The organism is Nocardioides convexus, from assembly GCF_011090295.1.
On the sequence record NZ_JAAMYA010000001.1, the window covers coordinates 526,780 to 541,431 of the forward strand.

Sequence of the window (14,652 nt, forward strand, 5' to 3'; positions counted from 1 at the left end):
AGCGTGGGCGACATGCAAATCTCAGCCGACGACGCGCGGCTCCTCCCGGTCGCCCAACGACACGGAACTCATCGCTGCTGGCTACAGCGATCGAGCGCTGGCAGCAGCCGTCGCGCACGGCACGATGGCGCGGCCACGTCGTGGCGCGTACGCCGATGGTCCGTCGTGGAGACTCCTCGGCCCCGAGCAGCGCTACGCGGTGACCTGCCGGGCGGCGTACCTCCAGGCGCACACGGAGGTCGTGCTCAGCCACACCTCCGCCTTGCCGTTCTACGACGCGCCCCTCTGGGGCTTCGATCTCTCAGAAGTGCACCTCACCCGAAGCGACAGACTTCGCGGGTCGGCGTGAGTCCGGCGTCCGCCGGCACTCGGGGGTCCTTCTCCCTGGCGACGTCATCGACGTCCACGGCCACTCGGTGATGTCGCCGTGTCGCACCACTCTGGAAGTGTCGCTCCTGGGGTCGAGCGAAGTGGCATTGGTGACCGCGAACTACTTCCTGCACGCAGGAGCTTTCGCGATCGAGGATCTCCGTGCCCGGTACGAGGGCTCGATCGAGTACTGGCCCCACTCGCTCGCGACGTCGATGGTGCTCCGCCTCGCCGACGCACGGGTCGAGTCGGTCGGAGAGAGCCGAACGCTCCACTTCTTCTACCGGCACGGCCTCCCAAGGCCGGAGCCGCAGTATCGAGTGTGCGACGGCGGCGAGGAGATCGCTCGCCTCGACTTCGCCCTGCCGGACCTCGGCTGCTGGTTCGAGTTTGACGGTCGATCGAAGTACGAGAGGTACCTTCGCCAGGGCGAGACGGCAGGCTGATGCGGTGATCCGGGAGAAGCGGCGCGAGAGTGTCGTGCAGGAGATCACGGGCTGGCGATGCTTCCGGATCATGTGGTCCGATCTCGCGGACCCCAGAATTCTGGAGCACCGGATCCGGAGGTTTCTCGGCGTCGTCAAGGCTGATCGCATGCGCCGGAGGCCGGCGTAGGGCTCCGGGTTCTTGACGTTTTCTTGCGGTTCCTGACCGTTGCAACGGTCAAGAACCGTAGGAATCCCCGCTGAAGCGGGTATTCCTACAACCCTCAGCCTGAACTCGGCGGAGGCCCGTCGCGCCATCTCCAGGAACGAGCGCCGCCCCTCGAGGTTCTCCTCCAGGCTCGCGGACCTTCTTGGCGTCCCCGCGGGTGCGGGCTGCCTCGAGCCTTGGCCTCGGCCTCGGCGATCGCGGCCTCCAGGCTTGGAGACCATGTCGTCGGCGCGCGCGGACTTCTCCGGGTCGGACTTGCGCCACTGCTCGTCCTCGGCCTTGCGGATCGTCTGCTCGACGGCGCGCATGCGGCCCTCGAGGTCCTTGATCCGGTCGCGCGGGACCTTGCCGGCGGCGTCCCACTTCTCGGCGACCTCGCGGAAGGCGGCCTTGGCCGCGGCGAGGTCACCGGTCTCGGCGAGCGGGGCGAGGATCGCCTCGGCCTCGACCAGCAGGCCCTCCTTGACCTCGGCGTTCGCGGCGAACTCGCTGTCGAGCGCCGCATTGGCCGCGTCGCGGGCACCGAAGAAGGTGTCCTGGGCGCCGCGGAAGCGCTGCCACAGTGCGTCGTCGACGGCCTTGGGTGCCGGGCCCGCGGCCTTCCAGTCGCGCATCAGGTCGCGGTAGCGGCCCGAGGTCGGGCCCCAGTCGGTGGATCCGGCCAGCGCCTCGGCCTCCTTGACCAGGCGCTCCTTGATCACCCGGGCGCCGTCACGGCGCTCGTCCTGCTCGGCGAAGTGCGCCTTGCGCGCCTTGGTGTACGCCGAGCGCGCCGAGGAGAACCGCTTCCACAGGCTCGTCGTCGGCGGCCTTGTCGATGCGGGGCAGCCTGCTTCCACTGCTCCAGCAGGCTCGCGCAGGCGGTTGGCGCCGTTGCGCCAGTCGCGACCGCCCGCGATCTTCTCGGCCTCGTCGGCGAGCTTCTCCTTGGCGCCGCGGGCATCCGCCACGCGCTGGGCCTTGGCGGCGCGGCGGGCGTCGCGCTGGCTGGCGATGACCGGGCCGAGTCTCGTCGAGCCTTGCGGCTCAGGGCGGGCAGGTCGCCCACGGCGTTCACGTCGTCGAGCCTGCTCACGCACCAGCCTGACCGAGGAGAGCGCCTCCTCGGGCGAGAGCACACCGGTGAGCACCCGCTTGTGCAGCAGGTCCACCTCGAGCGCCAGGTTGTCGTAGCGCTTGGTGTAGAACGCCAGGGCCTCCTCGGGTGAGGCGTCGGGCATCTGCCCGACCGCTCGCTCGCCGTCGGCTGTCTTCACGTAGACGGTTCCGTCGTCGCCGACGCGGCCCCAGTCAGAGGTAGTCACAGTGGGCCATGCTAGTCAAAGACTCCTCGGCCCTCGTGGCTGCCGCCCGAAGATCGCCGCCCGCCCCGCACGCCGCGCACGCACCTGGCTGCGTCCCTGCCGGGCGGCAGCCACTAGGCTGGCTCGGTGTTGATCGCCGCCTTCCCCGCCGGACCGTGGGGCACCAATTGCTACGTCGCGGCCACCGGACCGGGCTCCGAGTGCGTGGTCATCGACCCCGGCAAGGACGCCGCGCCGGGCGTCGCCGACGTGGTCCGCGAGCACAGGCTCAAGCCGGTCGCGGTGCTGCTCACCCACGGCCACATCGACCACATGTGGTCCGTCACCCCGGTCGCGGGCGCCTACGACGCCACGGCGTGGATCCACCCCGGCGACCGCCACCTGCTGACCGACCCGATGGCCGGCATCTCCAAGGAGAGCGCCAGCATGCTGCTCGGCGGCGACTACGAGTTCACCGAGCCGGACGACGTGGCCGAGCCTGGGCGACGGAGCCGAGCTCGAGACTCGCCGGGCTGCGCTTCGTGGTCGACCACACCCCGGGGCACACCGAGGGATCGGTCACCTTCCGCACGCCGTGGGAGGCTCCTGACGGGCCGGACATCTCCGAGGTGATGTTCTCCGGCGACCTGCTCTTCCAGGGCTCGATCGGGCGCACCGACCTGCCCGGTGGCGACCACCAGAAGATGCTGCGCTCGCTCGCGAGCAAGGTGCTCCCGCTGGCCGACGACATCGTCGTGCTGCCCGGCCACGGCGAGCAGACCTCGATCGGTCGCGAGCGCGCGACGAACCCGTTCCTGCTCGACCTGCTCGACTCCGGCGACGCCGGCCGCGTGACGCGGGGTCTGTGATGGCCAAGCCCACCCCGCTCAGCGGGTTCCCCGAGCTCCCTGCCTGCCCAGCGCTACGTCGAGCAGGAGGTCGTCGCGACACTGGCGCGCACCTTCGAGCCTGCACGGCTTCGCGAACATCGAGACCCGCGCGGTCGAGCCGATGGACCAAGCTTGCTGCGCAAGGGCGACACCTCCAAGGAGGTCTACGTCCTGCGCCGCCTCCAGGAGGAGGGCAGCAAGGACGCCGGCATCGGCCTGCACTTCGACCTGACCGTGCCCTTCGCGCGCTACGTCCTGGAGAACGCCGGCAAGCCTGGAGTTCCCCTTCCGCCGCTACCAGGTGCAGAAGGTCTGGCGCGGCGAGCGGCCGCAGGAGGGCCGCTTCCGCGAGTTCACCCAGGCCGACATCGACATCGTCGGACGCGACACGCTGCCCTTCCACCACGACGTCGAGGTCGCCCGGGTCATGCTCGAGGCGCTCTCGCGGCTGACCTTCCTGCCGGGCTTCCGCCTCCAGGTCAACAACCGCAAGGCTGATCCAGGGCTTCTACGCCGGCCTGGGCATCGACGGCGACGGCACCGACGAGGTCATGCGCCCGGTCGACAAAGCTCGACAAAGCTCGACCCCGCGAAGGTCCGCGAGCCTGCTGCTCACCGAGGCCGGCGTCAGCGCCGAGCAGGCGGACAAGGCGCTCGCCCTGGCGACGATCCGCGCCACCGACGACGGCTTCGTGGAGCAGGTGCGCGCCCTCGGCGTGCGCCACGAGCTCCTGGACGAGGGCCTCGACGAGCTCGCCACCCTGGTCCGCGCCTGCGCCCCGCTCGCCACGGCGACCACGCGCATCGAGGCGGACCTCTCGATCGCCCGGGGGCTCGACTACTACACCGGCACGGTCTTCGAGACCCGCCTCGACGGCTACGAGTCGCTGGGCTCGATCTGCTCCGGGGGCCGGTACGACGCCCTCGCGACCGACGGGCGCACGACGTACCCCGGCGTGGGGATCTCTCTCGGCGTGAGCCGGGTCCTCGTGCCGCTGGTCCAGCGCGGCGCGCTCACCGCCGACCGCTCGGTGCCGAGCGTGGTGCTGGTCGCGGTCGCCGACGAGGATTCCCGCGGCGAGGCCGACGCGATCGCCACGGCCCTGCGCGGCAACGGCGTCCCGTGCGAGGTCGCGCCGAGCGCGGCCAAGTTCGGCAAGCAGATCCGCCACGCCGAACGGCGCGGCATCCCGTACGTCTGGTTCGGCGGCGAGGTCAAGGACATCCGCTCCGGAAACCAGGTCGCCGCCGATCCGGCGACGTGGCAGCCTCCGTCCCAGGACCTGCGCCCGCAGGTCGTCACCACCACCGCAACCACCACTGAAGGGGAATCCTCGTGATCCGCACCCAGGACGCCGGCGCACTCCGCGCCGAGCACGTCGGCCAGACCGTCACCCTCGCCGGGTGGGTGGCCAACCGGCGCGATCACGGGGGAGTGGCCTTCATCGACCTGCGCGACGCCAGTGGCGTGGTGCAGGTCGTGATCCGTGACGAGGCGGTCGCGCACAGCCTGCGCGCGGAGTACTGCCTCAAGGTCACCGGCGAGGTCACCGCCCGCAAGGACGGGATGCAGAACCCCAACCTCGCCACCGGCGAGGTCGAGGTCGTCGCCGCCGAGGTCGAGGTGCTCAGCGCCGCGGCACCGCTGCCCTTCCCGATCAGCGACCACGTCGACGTGGGGGAGGAGGTGCGGCTCAAGCACCGCTACCTCGACCTGCGCCGGACCGAGCCGGGCAACGCGATCCGCCTGCGCAGCAAGGTCAACCGTGCGGCGCGTGCCGTGCTCGACGCGCACGACTTCGTGGAGATCGAGACCCCGACGCTGACCCGCAGCACGCCCGAGGGCGCGCGCGACTTCGTCGTACCGGCGCGGTTGAAGCCGGGCAGCCTGGTACGCCCTGCCGCAGAGCCCGCAGTCTGTTCAAGCAGTCTGCTCATGGTCGCCGGCATGGAGCGCTACTACCAGATCGCGCGCTGCTACCGCGACGAGGACTTCCGCGCCGACCGGCAGCCGGAGTTCACCCAGACTCGACATCGAGATGAGGCTCCGTGACCCAGGACGACGTGATCGCCCTGGGCGAGGAGATCGCCGCCGCCCTGTGGAAGCCTGATCGGTGTCGACCTCCCGCTGCCGATGCCCCGGATGACCTACGCCGACGCGATGGCCCGCTACGGTTCGGACAAGCCGGACCTGCGGATGGGCCTGGAGACCCGTCGAGTGCACGGAGTACTTCAAGGACACCCCGTTCCGCGTCTTCCAGGCCCCGTACGTCGGTGCCGTGGTCATGCCCGGCGGTGCCAGCCAGCCGCGCAAGCAGGCTCGACGCGTGGCAGGAGTGGGCCAAGCAGCGCGGCGCGCGCGGTCTCGCCTACGTGCTGGTCCAGGAGGACGGCGAGCTCACCGGCCCGGTCGCGAAGAACATCACCGACGAGGAGAAGGCCGGCCTGGCCGCGCACGTCGGCGCGAAGCCGGGTGACTGCATCTTCTTCGGTGCCGGTGCGGTGAAGTCCAGCCGGTCCCTGCTGGGCGCCGCGCGCCTGGAGATCGGGCGTCGTACCGGTCTGCTGGACGAGGACGCCTGGAGCTTCCTGTGGGTCGTCGACGCCCCGCTGTTCGAGCCGGCGGACGAGGCCACCGCGGCCGGCGACGTGGCGGTCGGCGGCGGAGCCTGGACGGCCGTGCACCATGCGTTCACCAGCCCGCAGGACCTGGAGACCTTCGACAGCGACCCCGGGGGCTCGCTGGCGTGGGCCTACGACATGGTCTGCAACGGCAACGAGATCGGTGGCGGCTCGATCCGTATCCACCGCGAGGACATCCAGAAGCGGGTCTTCGAGGTGATGGGCATCAGCACGGAGGAGGCCGAGGAGAAGTTCGGCTTCCTGCTCGAGGCGTTCAAGTACGGCGCGCCCCCGCACGGCGGCATCGCGTTCGGCTGGGACCGCGTGGTGGCCCTGCTGGCCGGCACGGACTCCATCCGCGACGTCATCGCCTTCCCCAAGACCGGTGGCGGCTACGACCCGCTCACCGCCGCTCCTGCGCCGATCACGGCGGAGCAGCGGAAGGAAGCCGGTGTCGACGCGCGCCCGGAGGACGAAACCAAGGGCTGACCGGTCGTGCCGGAAGGTTTTCCCGACCGTCGAGACCAAACCGTTACCGCGTCGCTATCGCTTTGGCGCCACGTGTGCGCCTAGTGTCTCGGACGGCGCCGGGTCGATGTGACCCGCGCCATCCGTGACAGCGCGTCGACGAGGTGAAGATGACGATCCCGGGCTCCGAGCTGGAGATCCACGAGACTGACACTCCGGTCGAGGACGACTCCGTCGTCAAGGTCGCCGGACGGTCTCCCACCCAGGCTGGCCATCGCGCGGTTCCGCGCGGACAAAGCTCTCGATGATCTCGTTCATCTTCACCGCGCTGATCATCCTGTGCGCCATCGCTGCGCCGATCCTGGTCGCGACCGGGGTGCTCAGCCCGAACGAGACGCACCAGGACCTGCTCTCCGACGACGGCGTTGTCCCGAAGGGCGCGCTCGGCGGAGTGAGCCTGGAGCCACCCGTTCGGGATCGACCCGGGCCTGGGTCGCGACCTCCTGGCCCGGATGATGCTCGCCATCACCTCGTCGCTGACGATCGCGATCACCGGCACGATCCTGACCGTCATCATCGGGGCGGTCCTCGGCATCGTCGCCGGCTTCTCCGGCGGCATCGTGGACGCCGTCGTCGGCCGGATCATCGACCTGACGCTGTCCTTCCCGCAGACGATGATGCTGCTGGCGCTCTCGGGCCCGGTGGTGCTGATGCTGCGCAACAACGTCTCGGAGTTCCCCGGGCTGGGCTTCTTCGGCAACGCCGACCTGTCCAACGGGTTCTTCGTGATCATCATCCTGGCGGTCTTCGGGTGGCCGCCGATCGCCCGCGTGGTGCGCGGCCAGGTGCTCTCGATCCGGGAGCGGGAGTTCATCGAGGCGGCCAAGGCTGCTCGGCGCGTCCCGCTCGCGGCTGTACTTCAAGGAGGTGCTGCCCAACGTCTGGGCGCCCGTCCTGGTCTACGTGACGCTGCTGGTGCCCGCCTACATCTCCGCCGAGGCCGCGTTCAACTTCCTCGGTGTCGGCATCAAGCCGCCGACGCCGACGCTGGGCAACATCCTGTCCGACTCCGTCAGCTACACCAGCGCGGACCCGACGTACTTCTTCCTCCCGGGGATCCTGCTCGCCCTCATCGTCGTGGTGTTCAACCTCGTCGGTGACGGCGTCCGCGACGCCCTGGACCCCAAGTCGCACCGATAACCCACAGACCCAGCGCGCTGCCGACATTCGGGACGCGGAGCGCTGAGGGCGCCGGCCGGGCCGGCGCCCCTCACCGGAAAAAGGAGATAGTTGAATGGCCTACAAGAAGCCATTGGCCGCGGTCGCGGCCACCGCGCTCGCGGCCACGCTCGCCGCGTGCGGCGGGGGCAGCGATAGCGGCAACAACAACGGCAGTGGCAGCAAGGCCGAGAAGGGTGGCGACGCCATCTTCCTCATCGGGCCTCGCAACGTCGAGCACTGGGACCCGCAGCGGATGTACATCGGTCGCGACCTGAACAACTCGGGCCGCCTGTTCTACCGCAGCCTGGTGGCCTACCCGGCCACCAACGACCCGAAGGAAGGCACCACCCCGGTCGCCGACCTCGCGACGGACACCGGCACCACCGACGACGGCGGCAAGACCTGGAAGTTCACGGTCCGCGACGGCGTCAAGTGGCAGGACGGCAAGGCCATCACGTGTGAGGACTTCAAGTACGGCGCCTCCCGCAACTTCGCCACCGACGTGATCATCGGCGGCCCGGCGAACTACCTGTTCACCTACCTCGACGTCCCGTCCGGCAAGGACGGCCTGCCCGCCTACAAGGGCCCCTACAAGAAGACCGGCCAGGCCGACTTCGACAAGGCGGTCACCTGCGACGGCCAGACCATCACCTACCGGTTCAAGAAGGCGTGGCCGGACTTCCCGCAGTCGGTCGCCTCGCTGCGCTACATGGACCCGTACCGCGAGGACCTCGACAAGGGCGACGCCAACAACTTCGTCGTCATCTCCAACGGCCCCTACAAGATGGAGGGCAGGCTGGAAGGAAGGCACTGGCGGCAAGTTCGTCCGCAACGACAACTGGGACGCCAGGCTCGGACCCGATCCGCAAGGCGTTCCCGGACAAGCCTGGGACTTCCGCGAGGGTGACACCGACGAGGCCATCGCCGAGCAGGCTGCTCGCCGACTCCGGTGACGCGCAGTACGCCGTGACCGAGCGTCGTCTCCCGCCGGCGCTGTTCAGCCGCAAGGACGAGGCCGGCGACCGCTACACGCAGGTCGAGTCGCCGTACGTCGACTACGTCGTGCCGAACTTCAACTCGCCGGTGTTCAAGGACGCCAACTGCCGCGAGGCGCTGAAGGCTCGCGACCGACCGGGCCGGCTGGATCAAGGCCGGTGGTGGCGAGAACTACTTCAAGGCCACCGACTCGGTCGTCAACCCGAACGTGCCCGGCTACAAGTCGAACCCGTCGTTCGCCGACCTCCCGGCCTCCGGTGACGTCGACGGCGCGAAGGCCGCGCTCGCCAAGTGCTCGGCCCCGAAGCCGGTGAAGATCAAGTTCACCTACTCCGGTGGCACCCCCACCTCCGACAAGCAGGCCTCCGCGCTGAAGGCCACCTGGGACAAGGCCGGCTTCCAGACCGAGTCTGGACCCGCTGGAGGACACCTACTACTCCGTGATCCAGAAGCCGGACGCCGACTTCGACGTCACCTGGGGTGGTTGGGGTGCTGACTGGCCGTCCGTCGGCACCGTCATCCCGCCGCTGTTCGACAGCCGGATCAACCTGACCGGTGACTCGAACGGCAACGACTACGGCAACTACAAGGGTGGTGAAGAGGTCAACAAGGCTCATCGACGACGCGTACGCCGAGACCGACCTCGACGCTGCTGCTGACAAGTGGGCCGCCGTCGACGCCAAGCTGGGTGAGGATGTCGCCTACATCCCGCTGGAGATCTCGATCTTCAACTTCCTGCACGGCGGCAAGGTCACCGGCTACTCCAACAACGTGTCGGTGAACGGCTACGCCGACCTCGCCGTCATCGGCGTGGAGAAGTGATCCTGCTCTAACACCAAGACAGTCGGGGGTCGCCCCATCGGCGGCCCCCGACTGTCCGTGCCCACCGGCCGTCTTCGTCTCTTTCGAGGTCTTCTGTGCTCGCGTACGTCATCCGCCGGCTCTTCGCCGGCGTGATCATGCTCATCGTGATGAGCATCGTCACCTTCGCCCTGTTCTTCCTGTCGCCCATCGACCAGGAGAACTTCATCTGCGGCAAGAACTGCTCTGCGGCGCAGAAGAAGGAGACCGCTGCCGCGATGGGCTACGACGACCCCTTCATGAACCAGTGGGCGGACTTCGCCAAGGGCGTCTTCGTCGGGCGCGACTTCCCCGACGACCCCAAGCCTGCGCGAGACCGCTCCGCAGACGATCGTGCGCTGCGACGCGCCCTGCCTCGGCTACTCGCGCGAGCGCGGCGACACCGTCACCAACCTGATCAAGCAGACCTTCCCCGTCTCGTTCTCCCTCGCCATCTCCGCCTTCGTCCTGTGGATGGTCGGCGGCGTGCTGCTCGGAGTGATCGCCGCCCTGAAGAAGGGCACGATCATCGACCGCGGTCTGGTCGGGCTGTCCTTGATCGTCTATGCCTTCCCGACCTTCTTCGTCGGGCTCCTGCTCTACAAGTTCGTCGCGATCAAGTGGGGGCTCACCGAGATCCCGCGCTACATGTCGATCGCCGAGGGCGGTGTGGGCGGCTGGCTCAGCAGCCTCACCCTGCCCGCGATCACCCTTGCCGTGTTCTTCATGGCCGCCTACGTCCGGATGACGAGGTCGTACGTGATCGAGTCCTTCAACGAGGACTACGTCCGTACCGCCCGCGCCAAGGGCCTGCCGGAGCGCACGGTCACGTTCAAGCACGCGCTGCGCGCCGCGCTGACGCCGATCGTGACCATGGCTGGCCTCGACTTCGCCGGCCTGATGGGCGGGGCGATCATCACCGAGTCCGTCTTCAACTACCCCGGGATGGGCAAGGCTCGCCGTTCGCGCCAGCCAGGACTTCGACCTCCCGACGACCGTCGGCCTGGTCATCCTGCTGGCGGCGTTCGTCATCCTCGCCAACATCATCGTGGACCTGCTGTACGCCGTGATCGACCCGCGCGTGCGGCTGGGCTGAGAGGAATACCTTCCGAGATGTCCACCACCTCACCCTCCACCGCCGGCACCCCGGCGGGCACCTCCGGACCGCTGCTGTCGGTGCGCGACCTGCAGGTCCACTTCCCGACGAGTGACGGCCTGGTCAAGGCCGTCAACGGGCTCACCTTCGACCTCGAGGCGGGAAAGACCCTCGGCATCGTCGGCGAGTCCGGCTCCGGCAAGTCGGTGTCCAGCATGGCGATCATGGGCCTGCACCACGGCACCAACGCCCAGATGGGCGGCGAGATCCTGATGAACGACGTCGACCTGCTGAGCCTCAGCCTGGGACGAGATGCGCAAGCGCCGCGGTCGTGACGTCGCGATGATCTTCCAGGACCCGCTGTCGGCGATGCACCCGTACTACACGGTCGGCAACCAGATCGCCGAGGCCTACCGGGTGCACCACACCGTCTCCCGCAAGGCAGCGAAGCAGCGGGCGATCGAGATGCTCGACCGGGTCGGCATCCCGAACCCGGACCGCCGCGTCAACGACTACCCGCACCAGTTCTCCGGTGGCATGCGGCAGCGCGCGATGATCGCGATGGGCCTGATCAACGACCCGAACCTGCTCATCGCCGACGAGCCGACCACGGCGCTCGACGTGACCGTCCAGGCCCAGATCCTCGACCTGCTCCAGGACCTGCAGCGCGAGTTCAACTCGGCGATCATCATCATCACCCACGACCTGGGTGTCGTGGCCGAGATGGCCGACGACGTGCTGGTGATGTACGCCGGCCGCGCGGTCGAGCACGGCCCGTGCAAGGAGATCCTGACCCACCCGGAGATGCCCTACACGTGGGGCCTGCTCTCCAGTGTTCCGGACCTCTCCGGCGACACCGGGGCCCGTCTGGTGCCGATCCCCGGCAACCCGCCCAGCCTGCTGAACCCGCCGTCCGGCTGTTCCTTCCACCCGCGCTGCCCGCACCGCGACAAGGTGCCTGGCGACCTGTGCCGCACCGAGCTCCCGCTGCTGGAGCCCGGTCAGCGCGGAGCGCACCACACCAAGCGGTGCCACCTGCCGAACCCGGACGCGATCTACGCCACCGAGGTCCTGCCGGAGATCGCTCCGGACCTCGCCAAGGAGCCTGTGATGACGAACGAGACCATCAACCCTGGCGACGGCGAGGCCGTGGTCCGCGTCCAGGGGAGTGCCGCCGCCGTGGCACCCGTCGACGCCAAGCCGATCCTCGAGGTCGACCAGGCTGCGCATGTACTTCCCCGTGAAGTCGCCCGGCCTGATCCGTCGTACGGTCGGCCAGGTCCAGGCCGTCGACGGTGTCTCCTTCCAGGTGGCCGAGGCCACCTCGCTCGGCCTCGTGGGCGAGTCCGGCTGTGGCAAGTCCACGACCGGGCGGTTGATCACCCGGCTCTACAAGCCGACGGCCGGCGCGATCCGGTTCGAGGGCGAGGACATCGCGCAGGCGAGCGCCAAGGACCTCAAGCCGCTGCGGCGCGAGATCCAGATGATCTTCCAGGACCCCTACACCTCGCTGAACCCGCGACAGACGGTCGGCTCGATCGTGGGCGCCCCGCTGGCGATCCACAAGGTGCTGCCGAAGGACAAGATCCTGGGCCGCGTCCAGGAGCCTGCTGGAGATCGTCGGTCTCAACCCGGAGCACTACAACCGCTACCCGCACGAGTTCTCCGGCGGCCAGCGGCAGCGCATCGGCATCGCCCGGGCGCTGACCCTGCAGCCCAAGGCTCCTGGTCGCCGACGAGCCCGTCTCCGCGCTCGACGTGTCGATCCAGGCGCAGGTCATCAACCTGCTCCAGGACATCCAGCGCGAGTTCGGCGTCGCCTTCCTCTTCATCGCCCACGACCTCGCGATCGTGCGGCACTTCTGCCCCGAGATCGCGGTCATGTACCTCGGCAAGATCGTCGAGATCGGTGACCGGGAGTCGATCTACGGCAACGCGCACCACCCCTACACGCAGGCGCTGCTGTCCGCCGTGCCCGACGTGAAGCAGGCGGCGACGGGCGGCCGGATCGAGCGGATCCGGCTCCAGGGCGACGTGCCGAGCCCGATCGACCCGCCGTCCGGCTGCCGGTTCCGCACCCGCTGCCCGATCGCCCAGGAGATCTGCGCCCGGCACGAGCCGCCGCTGCTGCAGATCGGCCGCAAGCACAAGGTCGCCTGCCACTTCCCGGGCCGTCTCGGCGAGACGCCGCGGGAGCCGCTGACGACCGGTCTCCTCGGCGTGGACGTCGAGGGCCGGCCGGACCCGGGCGCCAGCCCGAGCACGGACCTCGTCGAGCAGCCCGGGTACGCCGACACCTGGTTCGACCTCGACAACAAGTCCATCGGCCGGGCGTAGTCCTCGCGGCACCACCGCCTAGGCTCGACGCCGTGGATGACGAGCCCCAGGCTTTTCGACACCCCGTCGTCGCGGAGCGCGCCGTCCGGTGGGTCCCTGACGGACGCCGCGCACGCGGCGGCACCGCTCGCCGTCCGGATGCGGCCCCAGGGTCTCGACGAGTTTGGTCGGGCAGGGGCACCTGCGCGCGCCCGGCTCGCCGCTGCGGCAGGCTGGTGGAGGGCGACCAGTCGCTCTCGCTGCTGCTGTGGGGGCCGCCGGGCACGGGCAAGACGACGATCGCCTCGATCATCAGCCAGCAGACCGGCCGGCGCTTCGTGGAGGTCTCGGCCGTCTCGGCGGGGGTCAAGGAGGTGCGGGCAGCGATCGACAGCGCCCGTCGCCAGCCTGGTGGCGACGGGGGAGGAGACCGTCCTCTTCGTCGACGAGGTGCACCGGTTCAGCAAGGCGCAGCAGGACGCGCTGCTGCCGGGCGTCGAGAACCGGTGGGTGACCCTGGTGGCAGCGACGACCGAGAACCCGTCGTTCAGCGTCATCTCGCCGCTGCTCTCGCGCAGCCTGCTGCTGCGCCTGCAGTCGCTCACCGACGACGACATCGGCGAGGTGCTCGACCGCGCGGTGAGCGACGAGCGCGGCCTGGCAGGCGAGCCTGGGTCGGAGGACGCCGCCCGCGAGCACATCGTTCGCCTCGCCGGCGGTGACGCGCGGCGCTCGTTGACCTACCTGGAGGCCGCCGCCGGCGCGGCACGCTCCAAGGGCAGCACGACGATCGACGTGGAGACGGCCGAGACGGCCGCCGACCAGGCGGCGGTGCGCTACGACCGTGACGGCGACCAGCACTACGACGTGGTCAGCGCCTTCATCAAGTCGGTGCGCGGCTCCGACGCGGACGCCGCCCTGCACTACCTGGCGCGGATGATCGAGGCGGGGGAGGACCCGCGCTTCATCGCCCGGCGGCTGATGATCCTGGCGAGCGAGGACATCGGCCTCGCCGACCCGGCCGCGCTCACCACCGCCGTCGCCGCCGCGCAGACCGTGCAGGCTGATCGGCATGCCGGAGGCGCAAACCACCCTGGCGCACGCGACCATCGCGCTCGCGGTGGCCCCGAAGTCCAACGCGGTGACCACCGCGATCGGCGAGGCGATCTCCGACGTGCGCGCCGGAAAGATCGGCAACGTCCCGCCGCACCTGCGCGACGCGCACTACGCCGGGGCGAAGGGCCTGGGGCATGGCGTGGGCTACGTCTACGCCCACGACGCGCCCTACGGGGTGGCCGAGCAGCAGTACGCCCCGGACGTGGTCAAGGACGCGGCGTACTACCGGCCCACCGAGCTCGGGGCCGAGGCGGCCGTCAAGCAACGGTGGGAGCGGATTCGCCGCATCATCCGCGGCAAGTAGGCTTGTCGATCGTGACCGCCCACCTCGTCGTGCCCGACTGGCTGGCTGTGGTGACCCTCCTCGCCCTGGTGGTCCTCGCGGCCGCCGTCCTGGGCCTGCAGCACTCGCTCCGTCGCTCGCGGCAGCAGACCGAGGCGTTGCTGGACGCCGCGGCGAGCGACGCGGACGCGCTGCGCGAGCAGGCTCGCCGGGCTGGAGTCGCGGCTGCGGACGCAGACCTCGGCGGTGGAGACGCGGCAGCGGGTGCCGGTGGCGGTCGTGGACGACCGGGAGTACCTCATCACCGACCTCGGCCAGGACCGCGGGCCGCGCACGCCCGCGCGCGTCGTACCGGCGCCGTTGTTCGCCGACATCCTGGTGCGCGAGTCGGTCATCAAGACCGCCGCGCTGGCGGCCGGGCTGCGCCGCGCGCTCTCGCCGGAGGTGCGCAACCGGATCCGCTTCGAGATGAAGCGCGAGGTCAAGCGCTCGCGCAAG

10 protein-coding genes and 7 pseudogenes are annotated in these 14,652 nt (G+C 69.8%); 16 read left to right on the forward strand and 1 reads right to left on the reverse strand.

Going from position 1 to position 14,652, the window contains the following annotated elements:
* Window positions 1–314 precede the first annotated feature (314 nt).
* Complete coding sequence (locus tag G5V59_RS03870) at window positions 315–2,279, reverse strand: DUF349 domain-containing protein (protein ID WP_278255668.1); 1,965 nt, start codon at window positions 2,277–2,279, stop codon at window positions 315–317.
* Between the two features lie 252 nt (window positions 2,280–2,531).
* Between G5V59_RS03870 and G5V59_RS03875 the strand changes: the two genes are divergently transcribed.
* From G5V59_RS03875 to G5V59_RS03950, 16 genes and pseudogenes are all read left to right on the forward strand, one after another.
* Entirely contained in the window at window positions 2,532–2,939 is a 408-nt protein-coding gene (locus tag G5V59_RS03875) for an MBL fold metallo-hydrolase (RefSeq protein WP_278259615.1), read from the forward strand.
* Window positions 2,939–3,175 (forward strand): MBL fold metallo-hydrolase, encoded by a 237-nt coding sequence (locus G5V59_RS03880; RefSeq protein WP_278255669.1) that lies wholly within the window; start codon window positions 2,939–2,941, stop codon window positions 3,173–3,175. Before G5V59_RS03875 ends, G5V59_RS03880 begins: the two co-directional genes overlap by 1 nt.
* Window positions 3,175–4,536 (forward strand): annotated as a pseudogene (gene hisS, locus G5V59_RS03885) (histidine--tRNA ligase). The gene G5V59_RS03880 and the pseudogene hisS overlap by 1 nt, the downstream one beginning before the upstream one ends.
* A complete protein-coding gene (locus tag G5V59_RS03890; RefSeq protein WP_278255670.1) occupies window positions 4,533–5,249 on the forward strand; it encodes an amino acid--tRNA ligase-related protein in 717 nt (238 codons plus the stop codon). The pseudogene hisS and the gene G5V59_RS03890 overlap by 4 nt, the downstream one beginning before the upstream one ends.
* Entirely contained in the window at window positions 5,246–6,307 is a 1,062-nt protein-coding gene (locus tag G5V59_RS03895) for an amino acid--tRNA ligase-related protein (protein ID WP_278255671.1), read from the forward strand. The genes G5V59_RS03890 and G5V59_RS03895 overlap by 4 nt, the downstream gene beginning before the upstream one ends.
* A 491-nt stretch (window positions 6,308–6,798) precedes the next feature.
* Window positions 6,799–7,446, forward strand: a complete 648-nt coding sequence (locus tag G5V59_RS03900) for an ABC transporter permease subunit (RefSeq protein ID WP_278255672.1) — start codon at window positions 6,799–6,801, stop codon at window positions 7,444–7,446.
* A 134-nt stretch (window positions 7,447–7,580) separates the two neighbouring features.
* Window positions 7,581–8,414, forward strand: coding sequence for an ABC transporter substrate-binding protein (locus G5V59_RS03905; protein WP_278255673.1), 834 nt, complete (start codon window positions 7,581–7,583; stop codon window positions 8,412–8,414).
* A complete protein-coding gene (locus G5V59_RS03910; protein WP_278255674.1) occupies window positions 8,411–8,764 on the forward strand; it encodes a hypothetical protein in 354 nt (117 codons plus the stop codon). The genes G5V59_RS03905 and G5V59_RS03910 overlap by 4 nt, the downstream gene beginning before the upstream one ends.
* Complete coding sequence (locus tag G5V59_RS03915) at window positions 8,652–8,999, forward strand: hypothetical protein (RefSeq protein WP_341351125.1); 348 nt, start codon at window positions 8,652–8,654, stop codon at window positions 8,997–8,999. The genes G5V59_RS03910 and G5V59_RS03915 overlap by 113 nt, the downstream gene beginning before the upstream one ends.
* A gap of 59 nt (window positions 9,000–9,058) precedes the next feature.
* Window positions 9,059–9,325 (forward strand): hypothetical protein, encoded by a 267-nt coding sequence (locus G5V59_RS03920; RefSeq protein WP_278255676.1) that lies wholly within the window; start codon window positions 9,059–9,061, stop codon window positions 9,323–9,325.
* 149 nt (window positions 9,326–9,474) lie between these two features.
* Window positions 9,475–9,594 (forward strand): annotated as a pseudogene (locus G5V59_RS03925) (ABC transporter permease); the annotation flags it as partial.
* 223 nt (window positions 9,595–9,817) lie between these two features.
* Window positions 9,818–10,222: pseudogene (locus tag G5V59_RS03930) on the forward strand (ABC transporter permease); the annotation flags it as partial.
* 121 nt (window positions 10,223–10,343) lie between these two features.
* Window positions 10,344–10,439, forward strand: a pseudogene (locus G5V59_RS03935) (hypothetical protein); the annotation flags it as partial.
* Window positions 10,440–10,456: 17 nt separating this feature from the next.
* Window positions 10,457–11,540 (forward strand): annotated as a pseudogene (locus G5V59_RS03940) (ABC transporter ATP-binding protein); the annotation flags it as partial.
* A gap of 9 nt (window positions 11,541–11,549) precedes the next feature.
* Window positions 11,550–12,776 (forward strand): annotated as a pseudogene (locus tag G5V59_RS03945) (dipeptide ABC transporter ATP-binding protein).
* Between the two features lie 36 nt (window positions 12,777–12,812).
* A pseudogene (locus tag G5V59_RS03950) lies at window positions 12,813–14,175 on the forward strand (replication-associated recombination protein A).
* Window positions 14,176–14,652: the final 477 nt, after the last annotated feature.

Excerpts from the sequence above, each read along its gene's own strand:
- G5V59_RS03900 (WP_278255672.1), top strand. The coding sequence starts at position 6,799 with ATGATGCTCGCCATCACCTCGTCGCTGACGATCGCGATCACCGGCACG.
- G5V59_RS03880 (WP_278255669.1), top strand. The coding sequence starts at position 2,939 with ATGTTCTCCGGCGACCTGCTCTTCCAGGGCTCGATCGGGCGCACCGAC.
- G5V59_RS03905 (WP_278255673.1), top strand. The coding sequence starts at position 7,581 with ATGGCCTACAAGAAGCCATTGGCCGCGGTCGCGGCCACCGCGCTCGCG.